The sequence below is a fragment of the Cystobacter fuscus genome (genome assembly GCF_002305875.1).
Lineage (GTDB): Bacteria > Myxococcota > Myxococcia > Myxococcales > Myxococcaceae > Cystobacter > Cystobacter fuscus_A.
In genome coordinates this window covers 735350-751667 of sequence record NZ_CP022098.1, presented here as the reverse complement: position 1 = coordinate 751667, position 16318 = coordinate 735350, and the positions used below count along the sequence as shown (strand labels likewise).

Annotated in this window: 14 protein-coding genes; 6 read left to right on the top strand and 8 right to left on the bottom strand. The window is 69.8% G+C overall.

Translation table 11 applies throughout. From position 1 onward, the window contains the following. The first annotated feature begins 81 nt into the window (after positions 1-81). On the top strand, positions 82-372 hold the full coding sequence (locus CYFUS_RS03185) for a hypothetical protein (RefSeq protein WP_095983880.1): 291 nt from the start codon (positions 82-84) through the stop codon (positions 370-372). A gap of 37 nt (positions 373-409) precedes the next feature. On the opposite strand, the gene CYFUS_RS03180 is transcribed toward CYFUS_RS03185, so the two are convergent. The 5 genes from CYFUS_RS03180 to CYFUS_RS03160 form a co-directional block, all read right to left on the bottom strand. After that, the gene (locus CYFUS_RS03180) at positions 410-1174 is read right to left on the bottom strand and encodes a hypothetical protein (RefSeq protein WP_095983879.1); all 765 of its coding nucleotides are present in this window, start codon (positions 1172-1174) and stop codon (positions 410-412) included. Next, positions 1174-2163, bottom strand: coding sequence for a pilus assembly protein (locus tag CYFUS_RS03175; protein ID WP_095983878.1), 990 nt, complete (start codon positions 2161-2163; stop codon positions 1174-1176). The genes CYFUS_RS03180 and CYFUS_RS03175 overlap by 1 nt, the downstream gene beginning before the upstream one ends. Next, positions 2163-3764 (bottom strand): pilus assembly protein TadG-related protein, encoded by a 1602-nt coding sequence (locus CYFUS_RS03170; protein ID WP_232537333.1) that lies wholly within the window; start codon positions 3762-3764, stop codon positions 2163-2165. Before CYFUS_RS03170 ends, CYFUS_RS03175 begins: the two co-directional genes overlap by 1 nt. After that, positions 3761-4519 (bottom strand): TadE family protein, encoded by a 759-nt coding sequence (locus tag CYFUS_RS03165; protein ID WP_095983876.1) that lies wholly within the window; start codon positions 4517-4519, stop codon positions 3761-3763. Before CYFUS_RS03165 ends, CYFUS_RS03170 begins: the two co-directional genes overlap by 4 nt. A gap of 164 nt (positions 4520-4683) precedes the next feature. Next, positions 4684-6129 carry a sigma 54-interacting transcriptional regulator gene (locus tag CYFUS_RS03160; RefSeq protein ID WP_095983875.1) on the bottom strand — a complete coding sequence of 482 codons (1446 nt, stop codon included), beginning with the start codon at positions 6127-6129 and terminating at the stop codon, positions 4684-4686. Positions 6130-6197: 68 nt separating this feature from the next. Here CYFUS_RS03160 and CYFUS_RS03155 point away from each other — a divergent pair, with 68 nt between their 5' ends. The 4 genes from CYFUS_RS03155 (at position 6198) to CYFUS_RS03140 (ending at position 10215) form a co-directional block, all read left to right on the top strand. Further along, the gene (locus tag CYFUS_RS03155; RefSeq protein WP_095983874.1) at positions 6198-7229 is read left to right on the top strand and encodes an ATP-grasp domain-containing protein; all 1032 of its coding nucleotides are present in this window, start codon (positions 6198-6200) and stop codon (positions 7227-7229) included. A gap of 152 nt (positions 7230-7381) precedes the next feature. After that, on the top strand, positions 7382-8053 hold the full coding sequence (locus tag CYFUS_RS03150) for a DsbA family oxidoreductase (protein WP_095983873.1): 672 nt from the start codon (positions 7382-7384) through the stop codon (positions 8051-8053). An 88-nt stretch (positions 8054-8141) separates the two neighbouring features. Continuing rightward, the gene (locus tag CYFUS_RS53775) at positions 8142-9197 is read left to right on the top strand and encodes a hypothetical protein (RefSeq protein WP_095983872.1); all 1056 of its coding nucleotides are present in this window, start codon (positions 8142-8144) and stop codon (positions 9195-9197) included. 166 nt (positions 9198-9363) lie between these two features. Beyond that, entirely contained in the window at positions 9364-10215 is an 852-nt protein-coding gene (locus tag CYFUS_RS03140; RefSeq protein WP_232537332.1) for a carboxypeptidase regulatory-like domain-containing protein, read from the top strand. An 18-nt stretch (positions 10216-10233) separates the two neighbouring features. On the opposite strand, the gene CYFUS_RS03135 is transcribed toward CYFUS_RS03140, so the two are convergent. Beyond that, positions 10234-11358: a TolB family protein gene (locus CYFUS_RS03135; protein ID WP_198316790.1), complete on the bottom strand. Its 1125-nt coding sequence runs from the start codon at positions 11356-11358 to the stop codon at positions 10234-10236. A gap of 12 nt (positions 11359-11370) precedes the next feature. Then, positions 11371-12984 (bottom strand): N-acetylmuramoyl-L-alanine amidase, encoded by a 1614-nt coding sequence (locus CYFUS_RS03130; RefSeq protein WP_095983870.1) that lies wholly within the window; start codon positions 12982-12984, stop codon positions 11371-11373. Positions 12985-13294: 310 nt separating this feature from the next. Here CYFUS_RS03130 and CYFUS_RS03125 point away from each other — a divergent pair, with 310 nt between their 5' ends. Further along, on the top strand, positions 13295-14029 hold the full coding sequence (locus tag CYFUS_RS03125) for a metallophosphoesterase (RefSeq protein ID WP_095991768.1): 735 nt from the start codon (positions 13295-13297) through the stop codon (positions 14027-14029). 31 nt (positions 14030-14060) lie between these two features. Here CYFUS_RS03125 and CYFUS_RS03120 read toward each other — a convergent pair whose 3' ends face one another. Next, positions 14061-16166 (bottom strand): HYR domain-containing protein, encoded by a 2106-nt coding sequence (locus CYFUS_RS03120; RefSeq protein WP_232537331.1) that lies wholly within the window; start codon positions 16164-16166, stop codon positions 14061-14063. Positions 16167-16318 lie beyond the last annotated feature (152 nt).

Genomic DNA, 16318 nt, shown 5'->3' with positions numbered 1-16318 from the left:
CAGTGGCGCCTATAATCGCTCCCCCGCCGGGCAGTGCAGGCCCTCCGGCGAGCCCCCGTCCCCTACCCTGGAACTCCTCTCATGAAACACTCCCCGCTGTTGGCCCTCGCGCTCTGCTGTCTCCTGCCCGCCGCCGCCCTCGCCAAGGACCCGTCTCCCACCCGGCGGGACAAGGAGCCCAAGCCGGTCATGAACACCCAGCAGGCCCAGGCGCTCAACAAGTGCATGTCGAAGTGCCAGGACCCCATGAAGTCGTGTGTGGAAGATTGCAAGGGCAACCAGGACTGCAGCATGAGCTGTGGCGAGAAGTTCACCACCTGCATCACCAAGACGTGCGGAGACCTGCTCCCCGAGGCCAAGCCGCTGGATTAGGCGCGCGGGGTGAAGGCGGCCCGGCGCCCGAGCCCGCTCAAGGGGCCGGAGCCGCCGGGTCCACTCCGCCCAGCTGACGCACCAGCCACACCATCAGCCCCTTGTCGTCCGACCGGGCACGCACCCGCAGCCACTCCGTGCCCCGCCGGTATTCCCCCGACTGTCCGGTGGCCTTGTAGCCCGCCTTCTCCAGCTGCTCGCGATAGAAGGCCTGGACCTTGTCGGGTGTGCTGTCCACGTCGTAGGCCGCGCTCGACTGTCCCTCCGCCTCCGTGCGCAAGAGGTTGCGCGCGCCCGGCATCAGGGGTGCCCACCCGAGTGACTGGCTCTGGTTCTGTGGCTTCCAGGCCCCCACGTTCGCCGTGCCCAGGATGACCGAGGTGGTCTTGTCCGGATTGGCCTGGAGGATGACCGTATAGGACAGCATCTGCTTGGGATCCAACGCCGTGAGCTGGGGCTCACGGGAGATGGCGGCCTGCTTCTCGAGCGGAGCGACGTAGAGCCCCGCCTTCTCGAAGAAGCGCACGAAGTGCGAGGCGAGGTCATCCACGGATCGGGACGAGCGCGCCAGTTGGATGAGGACCGGTATGCCATTGGCCGCGATGGGCCCATCCGTGTCCACCCACGCGAGCAACCCCGGGACATCCCAGCGCAGGGGAACCGGCGTGCCGGAAGGCGCGGACGGCAGCCCGTTCACCGGGGTCCCCGACGGCGCGCTCGGGGCGCCCGCGGTGGCGCGCTCCGGAGCAGGGGATGGCGAGGTGGGGCTCGCCGCCAACAGCCAGGTCAGGACGAGGAGCATCAGGGGCAATCCTTTCCGAGGAAGCAGCCATCCCGCTTGAGGTAGGCAAACGAATACGCCAGACCCGGAACACCGATGGGCGCCGCCCCGGGGGTGGTGGGCCAGAGCGGCCAGCCCTCGGCCATGGAGAAGCCAGTGGGCTGGAGGAAGAGCGGCTCGCCCGCGCTGCTCATCCAGAACATGTTCTCGCCGCCATAGAAGAAGGGCATGGGCATCCTCTTGACGATGCCCATGGCCATCCGGCTGCCGGCGATTCCCTGGCCCAGCCCGTTGAGCGTGAAGACACTGGCGGCCATCGCATAGAAGGGAAGGTTGGTGGGGCACGGCGCGGGGACGTCGGGGATGAAGGGGCAGATGCCGGACTCGGAGTCTCCGGACAGGCCCCAGTCATCCAGCGCCATGGTCAGCCGGCCCGTGCAGACGCCCCCCCGGGCCCGGCCCATGCCGCACACGCGGAAGGGATCGGGACGCAGCAGGTGCGGCTGGGAGAAGAAGCCATTGGCGTCCTCCATGAACTTCCGGGGAAGCGTATAGGCGCCCACCGGCTCGACGAGCGCCTCGGACTGGCAGCTCAATCCGCCCGCGTCCTCATACGCTACGCTGGTCAACAGGCTCGGACCGAACGAGGGGCCGGCGCCCGTGCGGCAGGTCACGTTCAGGCCCGAGACGCGGGTGAAGACCTGGGCGAGCCCGTCTCCGTGGGCGGTGGAGGTCCGGCTGTCGAAGTCCCGGTAGCGCTCGGTGGCCTCCGCGGCGGCGATCTCCGCGGCCCGGTCGGAGGGATTGTTGTTCGACGGCCACGAGTGCAGTCTGTGCCCGGTGGTGTCCAGCAGCGCCGAGTGCGACGCCTCCGTCACCTTCACCGACAGGTAGCCGATCTCCGCGAAGTGGATGCCGAACATCAGCACCGTGACGAAGACCAGCAGCCCGAGCACCAGTTCCACCAGCGACTGACCGCGCGAGGCGCGACGGCGCGAAAGGCTTCTCATCACGGACCTCCCTCATAGCCCTGGCCACGCAGGGCCTCGAAAGTCTCCCCCGCCCACCCGGTGCCCACGTCGCCCAACGTATCGGGGACATCGTCCTCGCCATCCTCATCGACCGTGAGGGGAACCAGGGTGGCACGCCAGTAGGGATTGAGCAGGTTGGGCGGCTCCTTCCAGTGCCCCTTGCGGTGGTAGTAGGCGATGCCCGCCGACAGCGCCGTCTGCTTGCTGATGTCGGTTCCGTCCGCGAGCACCAGTGCCCGGTTGTCGAAGCCAGACTCCCGGGAGGGACTGAAGCGGAAGCGGAAGCCGAGGTTCCACGGGTCCACGGACTGACCGCTGGCCGCGCGCACGCTGTAGTCGCGCTGGATGACGGCGAAGTTCTTCGGCTGCCCGAAGTTGTCATCCTCCTGCACCAGGGGCAGGGGGTTGTAGTCGATGAAGGTGGGCCACATGCTCGGACAGCGCACGCACCGGCCCAGCGTGTGACGCGCGGGCGCGGGGACCGTGTCCACGAAGAAGAAGGGGCTCCAGACGTGCAGGTCCGTCGGGTCCGTCGAGTCCGTGGAGTTCAACAAGACCATCGTGGGGAACGCGGACTGGTAGCGGCGACACGGCATGAAGGTGTGGTTGTAGCGCAGCGTGTTCATGCCGTGGTCATCCGTCCAGGAGTACTTGCCGTTGACCAGGGGCCACAACGCGCCGTGGTTGGGCAGCGTGGAGAAGTAGGAGCTGCCCTGGTTCACGACCGTCGCCCTGTCCGGGGGCACCACGTAGCCCAGGGCCTGCAATTGCTGCTGGATCACCATCGCGGGAATGCCGGAGCGGCCGGTGATGAAGGAGAAGCCCCGGCTGCCCATGGCCGCGAAGACATGGTGGGAGTTGAGGATGTCGATGGGCGTGGTCGCGCCCGTGAAGAAACCAATCTCCCGGTTGGAGACCGAGTCACCTCCGCCCGGCGCGCTCCACTCTCCCGCCACCCGGCTGCCCCCCTTCGCGGCATCCACGATCTCATCGGCCATGCTCTGGTTGTTGATCTCTCCCATCAGTCGCACGTACTCGAGCAGTTGCACCCCATGCAGGCGCATGGCCGCGTCCTGCAGGCGCAGCGACTGGGCGGCCGCGGCCGTGTCCAGCGCCTCGAACTGCATGGACTCCGCGACGTCCCGGGTCCAGACCTGGAAGGCCTTCAAGCCCGACACGGCGGAAGCGGCGATGGAGCAGCCACACAGGTGGGGACAGGGCGAGTACTTCTTGCAGCACCTGGCGGCGTCCTTGGCGTGCTGCGCCGAGATGATGGAATAGTTGAGGGAGGTGGCCGCGACGTTGGCCCGGAAGAGCGTGGACCAACTGATGAGGCTCTGCACCGCCGCCATGGACACCATGTGGGCGATCTGCGCGCGGCTCAGCAGGGCGATCTCGTTGTAGACGCGCGCGGTGACGGCCGCGTTGCTGTAGGCGGCCGCATCCGCCACGGCCTGCACCTCCATCTTCTCGCGCACCTTGGAGCCGATGGACAGGGTGAGCGTCACCATCAGCGTGAGCAGGAAGAGGGAGATGACCATGAGGACCATGGTCTGGCCCCGACGAGGGTAGGGTTTCACAGGACCTCCGGCGCCGGAGCGCAGTTCTGCGTCTGGAAGTGCAGTCGGCGCACCGGCGTCATCATCCGCAGGCTCGCCGAGGCATGAATGGGCATGGAGTAGAAGCCAATCGAGATGCGGCGCCGCAGCTCGTCGCGGATGGCCCCCTCGAGCGAGGTGGGGTTCTCCGCGGTCCAGTTCGCCCGCCGCGTGGGGGAGAGCGGATCCTGCGCCGTGTAGTCCTGCAGGCCCCAGCGCGCCAGCGTCATGCGGCTGATGACCCAGTCGGCGAAGGGAATCTTGAGCGGGTACCAGTAGACGAGCCGGATCTCCATGCGCCGGTTGGCGCCGTCCGCCTGATCGAAGTTCTGGTCCTCGTTGGGAACCGAAGCGGCCACGGGGCTGTCGCGGAGGATCCACACCAGGGCGCCCTCGACGGGATTGCCCCGCGCCGAGGTCCGGTAGACGTTGTCCTTGTACCTGCCGAACGCCTGGCCGAGCTTCTGGGCGGGCGAGCCGCCACCCGCCATGAAGGAGTGGTAGCTGGGCATCAAGGCGAGCACGGCCGCGTGCGTCATCGCCGTGCAGTCCCCATGCTTCACGCTCCCCGAGCGCACCGCCCGGAAGGCCGCGTACTCGGCCATGATGCGGCCCTGGAGCATCAGGAACAGCTGCAGGGTCCCCAGCATCAGGAAGACGACGAGCGGCAAGGACAGGGCTGCTTCGACGGATGCCTGCCCGGACTGTCCTCGGTTGGGGGGAACACGCGGAGTCATGGGACTCTCGTTTTCTTATAACCGATAGTTGAAATCCCATCGGTCAAGTGGACGCCTCCCCGCTTGGGCAAAGGCTCGCCCTCAACCCCTGGCGAGGACCGAGGCTCTCCCGTACGCAAATTATTTGTAAATTCGTCCTGGGCCCGCCCGCCGAGCCACCGGGCTCAGCGTGGCTTCATGCCCTTGGCATCGAGCTGGTACTTCTTCACCAGCCGCTCGATGGATTTGCGGTGCAGGCCGCTCTCGCGCGCCGCGCGGGACAGGTTGCCCTCGCAGCGCGAGAGGACGCGGGTGATGTACTCGCGCTCGAAGTTCTCCAGGAGCTGTTCCTTGGCGTCCTTGAAGGTGAGGTGCTCGTTGAAGGGCAGCGGCACCTCGCGGGCCTGGCCCCGCACGCGCGCGGGCAGGTGCTCGGGCAGCACCTCCTCGCCCTCGCTGAAGGCGAGCACGTGCGAGAGCACGTTCACCAGCTCGCGCACGTTGCCCGGCCAGGCGTAGGCCATGAGCAGGGCGAGGGCCTCGGGGGAGATGTGCTTGCGGCCATGGCGCGCGAGCACCTCGGGATCCGCCAGGGCGCGCGAGAGGATGAGGGGAATGTCCTCGCGGCGCTCGCGCAGCGGCGGCAGTTGCAGGTGGATGACGGACAGGCGGAAGAAGAGGTCCTCGCGGAAGTGGCCCGCGGCGATCTCCTTCACCAGGTCGCGGTTGGTGGCGGCGATGACGCGGCAGTCCACCGACAGCACGTCGTTGCCACCCACGCGCCGCACCTCACGGTTCTCCAGCACGCGCAGGAGCTTGGGTTGCAGATCCAACCGCAGCTCCCCCAGCTCGTCGAGGAAGATGGTGCCGCCGTGGGCGCGCTCGAAGGCCCCCGGCCGCTCCGCCATCGCACCGGTGAAGGCCCCCTTCTCGTGGCCGAACAGCTCGCTCTCGATGAGGTGGGGCGGAATGGCGCCACAGTCGAGCACCACCAGGGGGCCCTTGCTCCGGCTGCTGCGCTCGTGGATGGCGCGCGCCACCAGCTCCTTGCCCGTGCCCGTCTCGCCCCCGATGATGACGGACACGTCCAGCGGGGCGATCTTCTTGATGAGCGCGAACACCTGCCGCATGTGCACGCTCTGCCCCACCAGTCCCCCGAGCTCGCCCTCGCGGTCCGGCTCGACCGTCACCTCCTCGTCGATGGGGGTGAAGGAGAGCACCGAGGAGCCCGCGCGCACCACGGCCCCCGCAGACAGGTAGGCGCGCTCCACGCGCCGCCCCTCCAGGAAGGTGCCATTGGTGGAGTTGAGGTCCACCAGGAGCCAGCCCCGCTCGGTGTTGAGGATCTCGAAGTGGTGGCGGCTGGCGGTGCGATCCTCGGCGAGCACCAGGTCATTGGTGGGGTGGGCCCCGCAGCGCAGGCGCTCCTTGTCCGACACGATCGAGCGCCCCTCGTCCGGTCCGGCCGTCACCTGGACGCGGCATTTGCGCAACTTGAGCGTGGCGCGGGGCTCCAACACGAGGATTTCCGTGCCGGCGCCGGCGCCCGCCTCCGGGGCCACGACGGAGTCGAGACCGTTCTCTCCCGGATTGGTGAGGATGTCGTCCGGGTGCGGTTCGGGGGTACGCATTCTCCCGTCATCATAGCAAACACCACCGGCGCGGCCCGCGCACGTCCGTGGTAGGGTCCCGCGCCCCCATGCCCGCCAAGAAGGTCTCGTCCAAGAAGGCGTCCGTCCAGGCGCGCGCCAAGGCGCCCCCGCGCACCGTGGAGCCCCGGCCCTCCTCCGGCGCGGCCCCCCCACCCCGCCTGCCCCGGTCGAAGCGGACCGTGGTCATCCTCTCGCGCAAACGCTCGCTCTACTCCACCCGCCGGCTGGTGGAGGCCATCCGGCAGCGCGGGCATCGGCCCCTGGTACTCGACACGCTGCGCTGCACCATGGTGCTCGCCCCCAGCCAACCGCGGATGCTCTACCGGGGGGTGGACATCAAGGGCGTGGACGTGGTGATTCCGCGCATTGGCGCCTCCATCACCGGCTATGGCCTGGCCGTGGTGGCGCACTTCGAGATGATGGGGGTGCCGGTGCTCAACGGCGCCCTGGCCATCTCCCAGAGCCGCGACAAGCTCCGGGCGCTCCAGTTGCTGTGCCGCGCGGGCCTGGACGCGCCGCGCACGGTGATGGCGCATGACCGCAGCAACATGCGCAAGCTGGTGGAGGAGGTGGGCGGGCTGCCCGTCATCATCAAGCTCTTGCGCGGCACCCAGGGCGTGGGGGTGATGATCGCCCACACGCTGCAGGAGGTGCAGACCATCGGCAGCACCTTCTGGGACCTGGGACAGGAGGTGGTGCTCCAGGAGTTCGTCGCGGAGAGCAAGGGCCGGGACGTGCGCGCCCTGGTGGTGGGCGACAAGGTGGTGGGCGCCATGCGCAGGCGGGCCAAGCAGGGCGAGTTCCGCTCCAACATCCACCGGGGCGGCGAGGGCAGTCCGGTGGAGCTGTCCGCCACCTATGTCGAGGTGGCGGTGCGGGCCGCTCGCCTGCTCGGGCTGGGGATCGCGGGGGTGGACATGCTGGAGGGCCATCACGGGCCGCGGCTCATGGAGCTCAACTCCAGTCCGGGCTTCGAGGGCCTGGAGCGGGCGACGGGGCAGGACATCGCCGGGGAGATGATCGACCACGCGCTCGCCCTGGTCGAGGCGCGCGCGATCGCCACCCGCCCGACGTTGTAAGTCAAGGCGAGGAGGGAAGCCGGCCCGGACTTCCAGGGCAGGCGGGCGGACGAGCCCCATGCCTGGCCCTCCTGGGAATGGCCTGGGCGGCGATGGGTTCTGGGGGGAGTGACAACGAGAGCGGGGCCTTCGTAATCTGTGCGCGCTCGCACATGAAGCCCTCCTCCAAACCACTGCAGATCACCATCTACCAGGACGTGTTGTGCTCCTGGTGCTACCTGGCCGACCTGCGGCTGGAGACCCTCAAGCATGAGTTCGGAGACATCGTCCGCTGGCGCGTGCGCCCCTATCCCCTGCGCGTCCACGACAAGCGGCCCACGGAGAAGGAGCTGCGGGGACTGACGCAGGAGATCAGTCTGGCGCAGAAGGAGCCGGAGCCGGTGGCGCGGCTGTTGTCGACGGAGCTGTGGCGGGGAGGAGATCCGCCGCGCTCGAGCATCCCGGCGCTCGCGGCGCTGGAGGCGGCGAACCTGCAGGGTCCCACGGCGCGCGCGCACCTCGCGCGGGCCATGCAGAAGACGGCGCTGGAGCAGGGCGTCAACGTGACGCGCACGGATGTCATCTTCGAGCTGGCCACCCGCGTGGGCCTGGACATGAGCCCCTTCTCGGTGGCGTACCACTCGGCCGACACGCGCAAGCTCATCCTCGACGAGCACCAGCTCGCCGCGAGCCGGGGCGTGCGCGGAGTGCCCACGCTCGTCATCGCCGGCAGGTGGATGGTGTGCGGCCTGCGCGAGGTGAGCGAGTACCGCGAGTACATCCTCGGCTGTCTGAGCAAGCTGTACACGCCCCGCGCCGGCTCGTCCGAGCGCGTGGTCCATTGAGGGTTGAATTTTCATCTCTCCGGGCCGTCCAGGCGTGTCGTCGTGCAGCACCGCGCGAGGCCCACCGCCCCGGGCCTGGAGAACCTCAATGCGTCGCCTCCTCTTCCTCAGCGTGTCGGCCGCCCTGGTGATGGGCTCCGGCTGTGTCGCCCACTACCATCGGCCCGCGACCTATCGCGTGTACGAGTACCATTACGCGGGCGCCCACCCGGACGTGTACGGAGGCTGGTGCACCGAGGACTACGACCACGTCCACGACTACGCGCCCTCGGACGTCAACGCCTACACCTACTCGAATCAGGTGTACGTCTACCGGGGCCCGCGCCTGGTCTGGTACTTCGACTACCACCCGGGTCCGAACGGGGACACCTGCTACCTGCACGGCCGGCACCACCACGACTACTTCCCGCGCACCTACTCGGGCAGCACGTACAACTGGGACCGGGGCCGCTCGGTGTACGTCTACAACAACTACCGCCCGCCCCCGCCGCGCCACTCCTCCGGGGGATGGGACAGGGGCAACGACCACGACGCCTCGCCCGCGCGCCCGCCCCGGGGCGGTGGCTACCCGTCGCCCTCCTCGCCGCGTCCGCGTGACGACGACTGGGGCTCGTCGGGCAACCGGCCGCCGCCGGGAGCCGGTCATGGCTCGCGGCCTCCCAGGGGTGAGGACTCGAATGGCGGTTGGGGTAACCCGCCGCCTCCGCCCGCCTCGGGAGGAGGCCAGGGCAGGCCGCCTCCGGGGACGAGCACCGGCTCCCAGCCTCCGGGGGGTGGCTGGGGCCAGCCCAATCCTCCTCCGAGCAATCCGGGCAATCCGAACACGGATCCGCCCGCGCCCCGCGACAACACCAGCCCGGGCCGCCCCTCGAGGGATCGGGACGATTCGCCTTCCCGCGGCGGTGGTTGGGGCCGTGGCGGCGGGGACAGTTCGCCGCCCCCCTCGCGCGGCGGGGACAATGGGGGTGGCAACAGCGGTGGCTGGGGCCGCGGTGGCAACAGCGACAACGGTGGTGGCCGGAGCAGCAGTGGCGGCAGCAGTGGCGGCTGGGGCCGCGGCGGCAACAGTGACAACGGTGGTGGCCGGAGCAGCAGCGGCGACAACGGCGGTGGCCGGGGCAACGGTGGCTGGGGTCGCCGCTAAGCGGGGGTAACGACCTCGCCAGGCTGTTCCAGGGGCCGCTCCCTTCCTCTCTGGAGGACGGGGGGCGGCCCTTCTTCGTGTCCCGATGTTCGTTCTCCGCCCAACGCCCAGTACCCGGGGGGTGGATTGCCAACAGGCCGGAGCGTGGAGAACTTGGCATCCAGTCATGAAGCGTTCGAATGTCCTCCTTTTCTGCGCGCTGGTGGGTCTGCTCCCCACCGCCTGTTCGTCCGGTGGCGCTCCGGATCCCAACGGCAATCGCAGTACCCAGGTGGATCTCGATCACCTGACCATCACCGTGTCCGGCCGCGCCGAGCTGCTTCCCGAGGCCGCACATCTGCTCGACGCCCAGGGGCAGCGGCTGCCCGCGCTCGACGGGCTCACCGTCACCCTCGAGGAGCCCTGGGGCATGGGGGTGAATGACGAGAACGCCGTCCTGGGCGAGGGACTCCTCGGCGAGGACCATGCCTTCTCCGTGTCCGACGTGCTCGTGCGCGGCATCCACCTGAGCCTCGCGGCGCGCCTGGAACACCCGGGACTCGTGCGCAGCTCCACCGTCATCTTCGACACCGCGCTCGCGCGCACGCGGCCGAGCACCGACATCTCCGACACGCGCGCCTGGGCCCTGCCCGAGGCCTTCGAGCAGACCCTGACGCGCTCCATCGGCGAGGCGGCCATCCGCGGCCACAGCGATCAGCGCGCGGGCACCCTGCGCGACGCGGGCTTCGTCCTCGGCCGCATCGTGGATGCCTCCGGCGAGCCGCTCGCGGGGGCCGTCGTGGTGCCCGACCGCGAGGAGCTCGCCTCGCGCATCTACTACCCCTCGCCGGACTTCCAGGGCGCTCCCCAGGACGGCACGAGCACCACGGGACTCTTCGTCTACGTGCACTCGGCCACCGCGCCGGAGAGCTTCCTGCTCTCGGTGAAGGGGAGCGAGGATCACGGGCACCGCAACGTGGCGGTCACGCCCGGCACGGCTCTCGTGCTCACGCTCTCGCCGGGCAACGACGCGCGCTGAGCCACCCGAGCGCCCGCGTCAGGGGCTGCCCGCGTCCGGCGACGGCGGCTTCCGGGGAATGAACCAGCGCGGCAACCAGTCCGCGCCTTGGGACGTCGTCAATCGGGTCTGCCCGCTGCCGTCCGCCCGCATCAGGAACAGCTCCACGTCTCCCGTGCGGTCCGAGGCGAACACCAGGTGCTTGCCCTCCGGGCTCCACGCCGGCTGATCATCCACGGCCTGGCCTCGCGTCAGCGCCACCGGCTCGCCGCCCGCCACGTCCACCACCCAGATGCGTGCCTTCGTGTCCTTCGAGGCCGCGACGAACGCCAGCTTGCGTCCATCCGGGCTCCACGCGGGCTCGCGCTCCTCGCCCACCGTGGCGCTGCCCGACACCGGGCGCAGCTGCGTCCCGTCCGGCTTCATCACATACAGCCGCGTGCGCCCCTCCCGGTCGCTCAAGAAGGAAATCCACTGCCCATCCGGACTCCAGCGCGGAACCATGTCCTCCCGGTGGAAGTGGGTGAGCCGGCGCACGTCCGTCCCATCCGCCTTCATCACGTACAGCTCCGGGTCCCCGTCGCGGCTGGACACGAACACCACCCGGGTGCCATCCGGAGACACGCTCGGCTCGAAGTTGCCCTCGCGCGCGGTGGCCAGTTCCAGCACCTCCGCGTCCGCGCGCGGCGCCTGCCGCACCACGTCGCTGAAGCCCCGTGCATCCGACTCGACCACCAGCCAGCTTCCATCTGGCGCCCAGCTCGGGTTGCGCGCCCGCCCGCGCGGCTCGGTCACCTTCACGCGCGGGCCTCCCCCCAACGGCACGAGCCAGAGCTGCTCCAGGTGCAGCCCCCCCACTTCCGCCGCGGACACCACCAACATCGCCGCGCCATCCGGAGACGGCGCGACGGGGTACTCGTCCTCGGGAGCACGCGTGAGCTGGGACTCCCCGCCCGAGGGCCGCACCAGCCAGACATCGCGCTGGGGCGCCCGCTCGGACACGAAGGCGATGACGCCCGGCAGGGCCCGCCGCTCCTCCAGGGACATGGGCGCGGACGCATCCCCGCCACACCTCCCCGCCCCACACCCGGCCAGGGCCAGGGCGAGCATGGCCAGCCGCCGCGCTCCACCCCGTCCCCTCCTCATCGCCCGCTCACGCGTCATCACGTGCCACGCCTATTGCACGCGGATGGCGTCCGCGATGACCACGTAGCCATCGGCGGCCCAGCGGCTGAGCTGCACCTTGTTCCACCCGGCCGGGAAGCTCCAGGTGCCCAGCGTGTTCCAGGTCCCGCCCCCTGTCTGCTGGTCCTTGTTCACCGTGGCCAGCTTCGTGCTGCCCGCGTAGATGATGAAGGGCGCCGCGGCCGAGCGGTTGCTGCCCGCCGTCCACCAGGCGGAGATCGTCCGGGAGCCCGCCGCGGGCAGGTAGAAGTAGAAGGTCGCCGGGTCCGATACGGCCGCCGTCTCCGCGTAGAAGTAGCCCGAGCCGTAGTAGCCCCCCGTCGTGGACGTGGACACCCAGTTGCCCGACACCTCGATGTAGCCCTTGTTGACGGTGTCGTTGTTGGCGTTGTTGCTGTCGACGATGATGGACGAGGTGTCGGTGCTACCGCAGGCGCTCTTCACCTTGCTGAGGTACGTGCTCCACGGCCAGTTGGGACCCGGGTCCGTGCGGGTGGCCGGCTGGAGCTTGCCGTGGGCCACGATGTGGTAGCTGTCGATGGGGATCGCCTGGCGCTTGGAGATGTCGCACGAGAGCTTCGCCGACGCGTCGATCTGCCCCGTCGGGAAGGAGCTCTGGCTGGCCGAGCCGCCGTGCTCGATGCCCACCGAGAAGTGGTTCACCGACACGTCTTTCAGCGACCCCAGCGTGCCCCCGTTGAGGCTCGGATCATAGGACGCACCCACGTGCCAACCCCGGTCCGCCTCGCTCACGAGCTGGGAGATCTCTCCGCCGTCCTCCTTCACCACGTAGTGCGCGCTCACCCCGGAGGCCGAGTTCGTCAGCCAGCTCCAGCAGCTCGAGTAGGTGCCCTCACACGTGTGGATGACGATCATCTGCACGTCACCCTGGGCGCCCGTGGGACGCGAGCCGTAGTTGGGCGAGGGACGCCAGACGGCCGAGGCGTAGTCCTTACCCGCCAGCATCGCGCGCACGCTCGGCGAGGCGAACCGGGCCGCCACCTCGCTCGGCATCAGCGACACCGCCACCCGGCCCTCCGGCGTCTGCGCCACCACGCCCTTGCGCATCACCCCGTACACGTCCCGGTGCACGTACTCCGCCTGCGCCTCCGGATTCGTGATTCCGCTCAGCTTCACCACCACCGGAGCCCACGCCCCCACGTCGCTCCGGTCCAGTCCCGCTTCCGCCGCGTAGCTCGACAGCAGCGCCGCCGCCGCCCGGATGTTCTCCTCCGGCCTCGTGCGCGCCGCCTCCTCCGTCACGCCCGCCAGCCTCGCGCCTTCCGCCAGCTTCTCGCCCCGCAGCGCCATCAGACCGTGCGCCGCCGGCATTCCCTCGAACTCCTGCTGGCCGGAGATCATCTCGAAGCGCGTCTCCGTGTAGGCAATGGCCTTGAGCAGATCCGCCGGGACCTGGAAGTCATTGGCCGCCCGGGTAAAGGCCTCGTTGAGCTCATGAGGCGTGCGCTGGGCCTCGCGCTGCTCCGGGGTGCGCGAGTCTTCCACGGCGGAGCCAGCGGCGCCCTCCACGGCGTCTTGCGGACCACAGGCGGAAAGGCACAACGCGGCGACAGCGGCCACCATCGGGGGACGGAAAGGACGCATGGGCAATCTCCTTCAAACAAGGATGGGGGTGGGCGGCTAAAATGCTCTTTCCCTTTCCCCATGGGAAGTCGGTTTTTTCTCAGAACCTGAGTTTCGAGGAAAAAAGCCGCGTTTCGCACCGCGTCCAACGTCTCACTCCGACGCGGAGTCTGTCCCGTCTGAGACTGTCATTCATGGTGGCGGGCGCACGCGCCGCGCAACGCCATGCGGCGAAACGTCCGCCAACCCGCACCCCATTCGTCCCGAGGAGAGACAGATGGGGGACGTCGAGGACGACGCGGGTGGCGGCTTTGGGCTAGGAGAGGACACCATGCGTCTCTTCGCCATCGGCGACACCCACCTGCCCTCCACCCGCAACAAGGACATGCACCGCTTCGGGTGGACGGATCACCCCCTGCCCCTGCAACGCGCCTGGGACGAGAAGGTCCGACCCGAGGACGTGGTGCTCGTGGTGGGCGACATCTCGTGGGCCACGCGCCCCCACGAGGTGTTGGACGACCTCAAGTGGCTGGACGAGCGGCCGGGGCGCAAGGTGCTGGTGCGTGGCAACCACGACTATTGGTGGGGCGACTCGGCGTCGAAGCTGCGCAAGCTGCTCGAGCCCTACAAGACGGTGGAGGGCTTCCTCCACAACAGCTCGGTCATCATCGGCCGGTGGGTGATCGCCGGCACGCGGCTGTGGACCGCGCCCGAGGCCCCGCCCATGCCCGGCGGGGAGATGGGCGATGAGTCCGGGGACGCGGGCTACGTGGAGCGCGAGACGCGCCGGCTGATGACGTCCATCGCGGAGGCGGAGAAGAAGGAGAAGGAGAGCCCCACGCCCCTCACGCGCGTGGTGGCGGTGCACTTCCCTCCCATCTACGCCAACGAGAAGCCCACCGCGTTCCTCGGGCCCATCGAGGCGTACAAGCCCAAGGTGTGCGTCTACGGGCACCTGCACGCCGGAGGCATCCCCGCGGGCTTCACCGGGGAGCGCGCCGGCATCCGCTACGTGCTGGCCTCGTGCGACGCGGCGGGCTTCTCGCCCCTGCTGCTGGACGAGTAGGCCCGCCCCCCTTTGGGTCAGGGAGGCCCCCTCAGCGGGCCTTGGAGACCAGGGGCTTCCATGCGGGCGCACCGCCCTCGCTCCGGCACGTGCGCCACTGCTCGCCGCTGTCGTGCACGGGCGCCCCGCCGCGCTCCAGCGGCACGCCCACCGGGCACAGCCCCCGGGTGACATTGCCCGCCGCGTCCCGCACCTCGAAGTGCAGTGAGTACACACGGCCATCTCCCTCGGCCTCGCGGTCCACGCGCACCTTCACCGTCGTGGCGTCCACGAAGACGACGTCCGGCTCGCTCCCCTTCGGCTCGTCCGAGGACACGCAGGTGATGCCGCCCGTGGCCCCCGTCTGCGTGAGCCCACCGCTGCACCGGTCGTACACCGTGATGCAGTCCTCCAGGCGCAGCGTGCGGTACTTCTGATCCACCGGCCACAGGGGCTCGGGCGGCGTCACGTCCACCGTGGGCGGCGTCTGATCCACCACCTGGATGGTGGAGGTGCACGACGCCTCGTTGCCCGAGCCGTCCCGCGCCGTGTAGCGCACGGTGTTGACGCCCAGCGGGTAGAAGTCCGCCTCGGGGCCGGACAGCGCGGCCTCGGTGCAGGAGTCCGTGGCGTGGGCCGCGCCGGGCGTCACCCAGGCGGAGTTGCGGCCGGTGCACTCGGTGGTGATGGGCGCGGGGCACGCCACCGAGGGCGGCCGCGAGTCCACCACCGTGACCTTGGGCGCGCACGTGGCGGTGTTGCCGGCCGAGTCCGTCGCCGTGTAGACGAGCTCATGCGTGCCCAGCGGCAGCGTGCCCCCCTCGGGCCGCGTCACCCGGGCCACGCCGCAGTTGTCCGTGGCGCCCACCTCGGGCGGCGACACGGGCGCACTGCCTTCCGCCGAGCACTCCACCGTGAAGTCCGCCGGGCACGTGAACCGAGGCGCCTCGCAGTCGCGCACCGTCACGTTGGACCAGCACGAGTCGATCTTCCGCCCATCCGACGCGGTGACGCACAGGCCATGCACACCCGGCGCATAGGGGCCCAGCGGGTGCGTGTCCCACGAAATCTCGTCGCCGTCCGCATCCGTCGCGGTGGCCAGGCCCGTGGGGCTCGTGGCGACACACAGCCCCGGATCCGTGCACACCGTGGCATCGCGGCAGGTGACCTCGGGCGCGTGGTTCTCGTTCTGGCACGAGGCGCCGCACCCATCGCCGCCCACCGTGTTGCCGTCATCACACGCCTCGCCGGGATCCACCCGACCATTGCCGCACACCTGGCAGTCCGGGTCCTCGCCGTCCACCGCGCCATCCCCGTCGTTGTCGCGCCCATCCGCGCAGTCCTCGGCGGTGAGGACGATGGCCGAGCCCCCGAGCATCACCGGCAGACCCTTGTCCGGGTGGTAGACCTCGTCGTTGACGGCGAGCACGCGCAGGCCCGAGTAGCCGCTCGGCCCGGTGAAGACGTTGTGGAAGGACTTGTGGCTGAGCTCCGCGCTCGTCAGCGAGGGCGCGAAAGCGGTCAGCTCCTGGGTCGGCTGGGCGAAGTCGAACTCGGTGTCCCGGGTGGTGAGCGGCAGGGGAAGGAAGCCCCAACCCCCGGTGACCCCCGCCTGGGTGAGCGCGATGAGCGAGCCACCCCGCTCGTTGACGAAGCGCGACAGGTCCGGCTGGCGCTCGTTGAGGGCGCCGATCTGCCTGGCGGTGAGTCCCCCGAGCGTGTGCTGCTGCGCCGACGGCAGGTAGACGAAGGCGTAGCGGGAGAAGTCCACCCGCGAGATGTCCTCGGTGGAGCGCACGTGGGTGACGAGAGCACCCGGGCCGCCCTGGGCCGGATCATTCCAGCTCTCGAAGGCCGTCAGGGCCTGCTCGCCGTTCACACCGATGGCGAGGATGCCCTGGCCTCCCGTGCGCGAGCGGGAGAGCGCCTCGCGGAAGAGCGAGGGGAAGAGCCCACCACACAGCGAGCCCTCGCAGTGCCACAGGTCATCGGCGTCATCGCCGGTGACCACGACGAAGCCCCCCAGCGCGGGCGTCTTGCCGGGCGTGGGGGGAGCGGGCTGGGGCGTGGAGGGGTTGCCGGTGGACGGCAGACCACCCGGCGGGGTGGGGCCACTCCGGGGCGGCACGAGCGGCTCGTCCTCCCAGCTGTAACTCACACACGCCGTCCCCAACGACAGCCAGGACAGCAGGCACAACGACAGACCGAGACGGACACACGCACCGGATGAGCGGCGAGGAGAGGGCGGGGGGGGCATGGGGCACATCAGTAAGGCCACCCGGGCCCGACCGACGAGCGCGTGGACGGCTG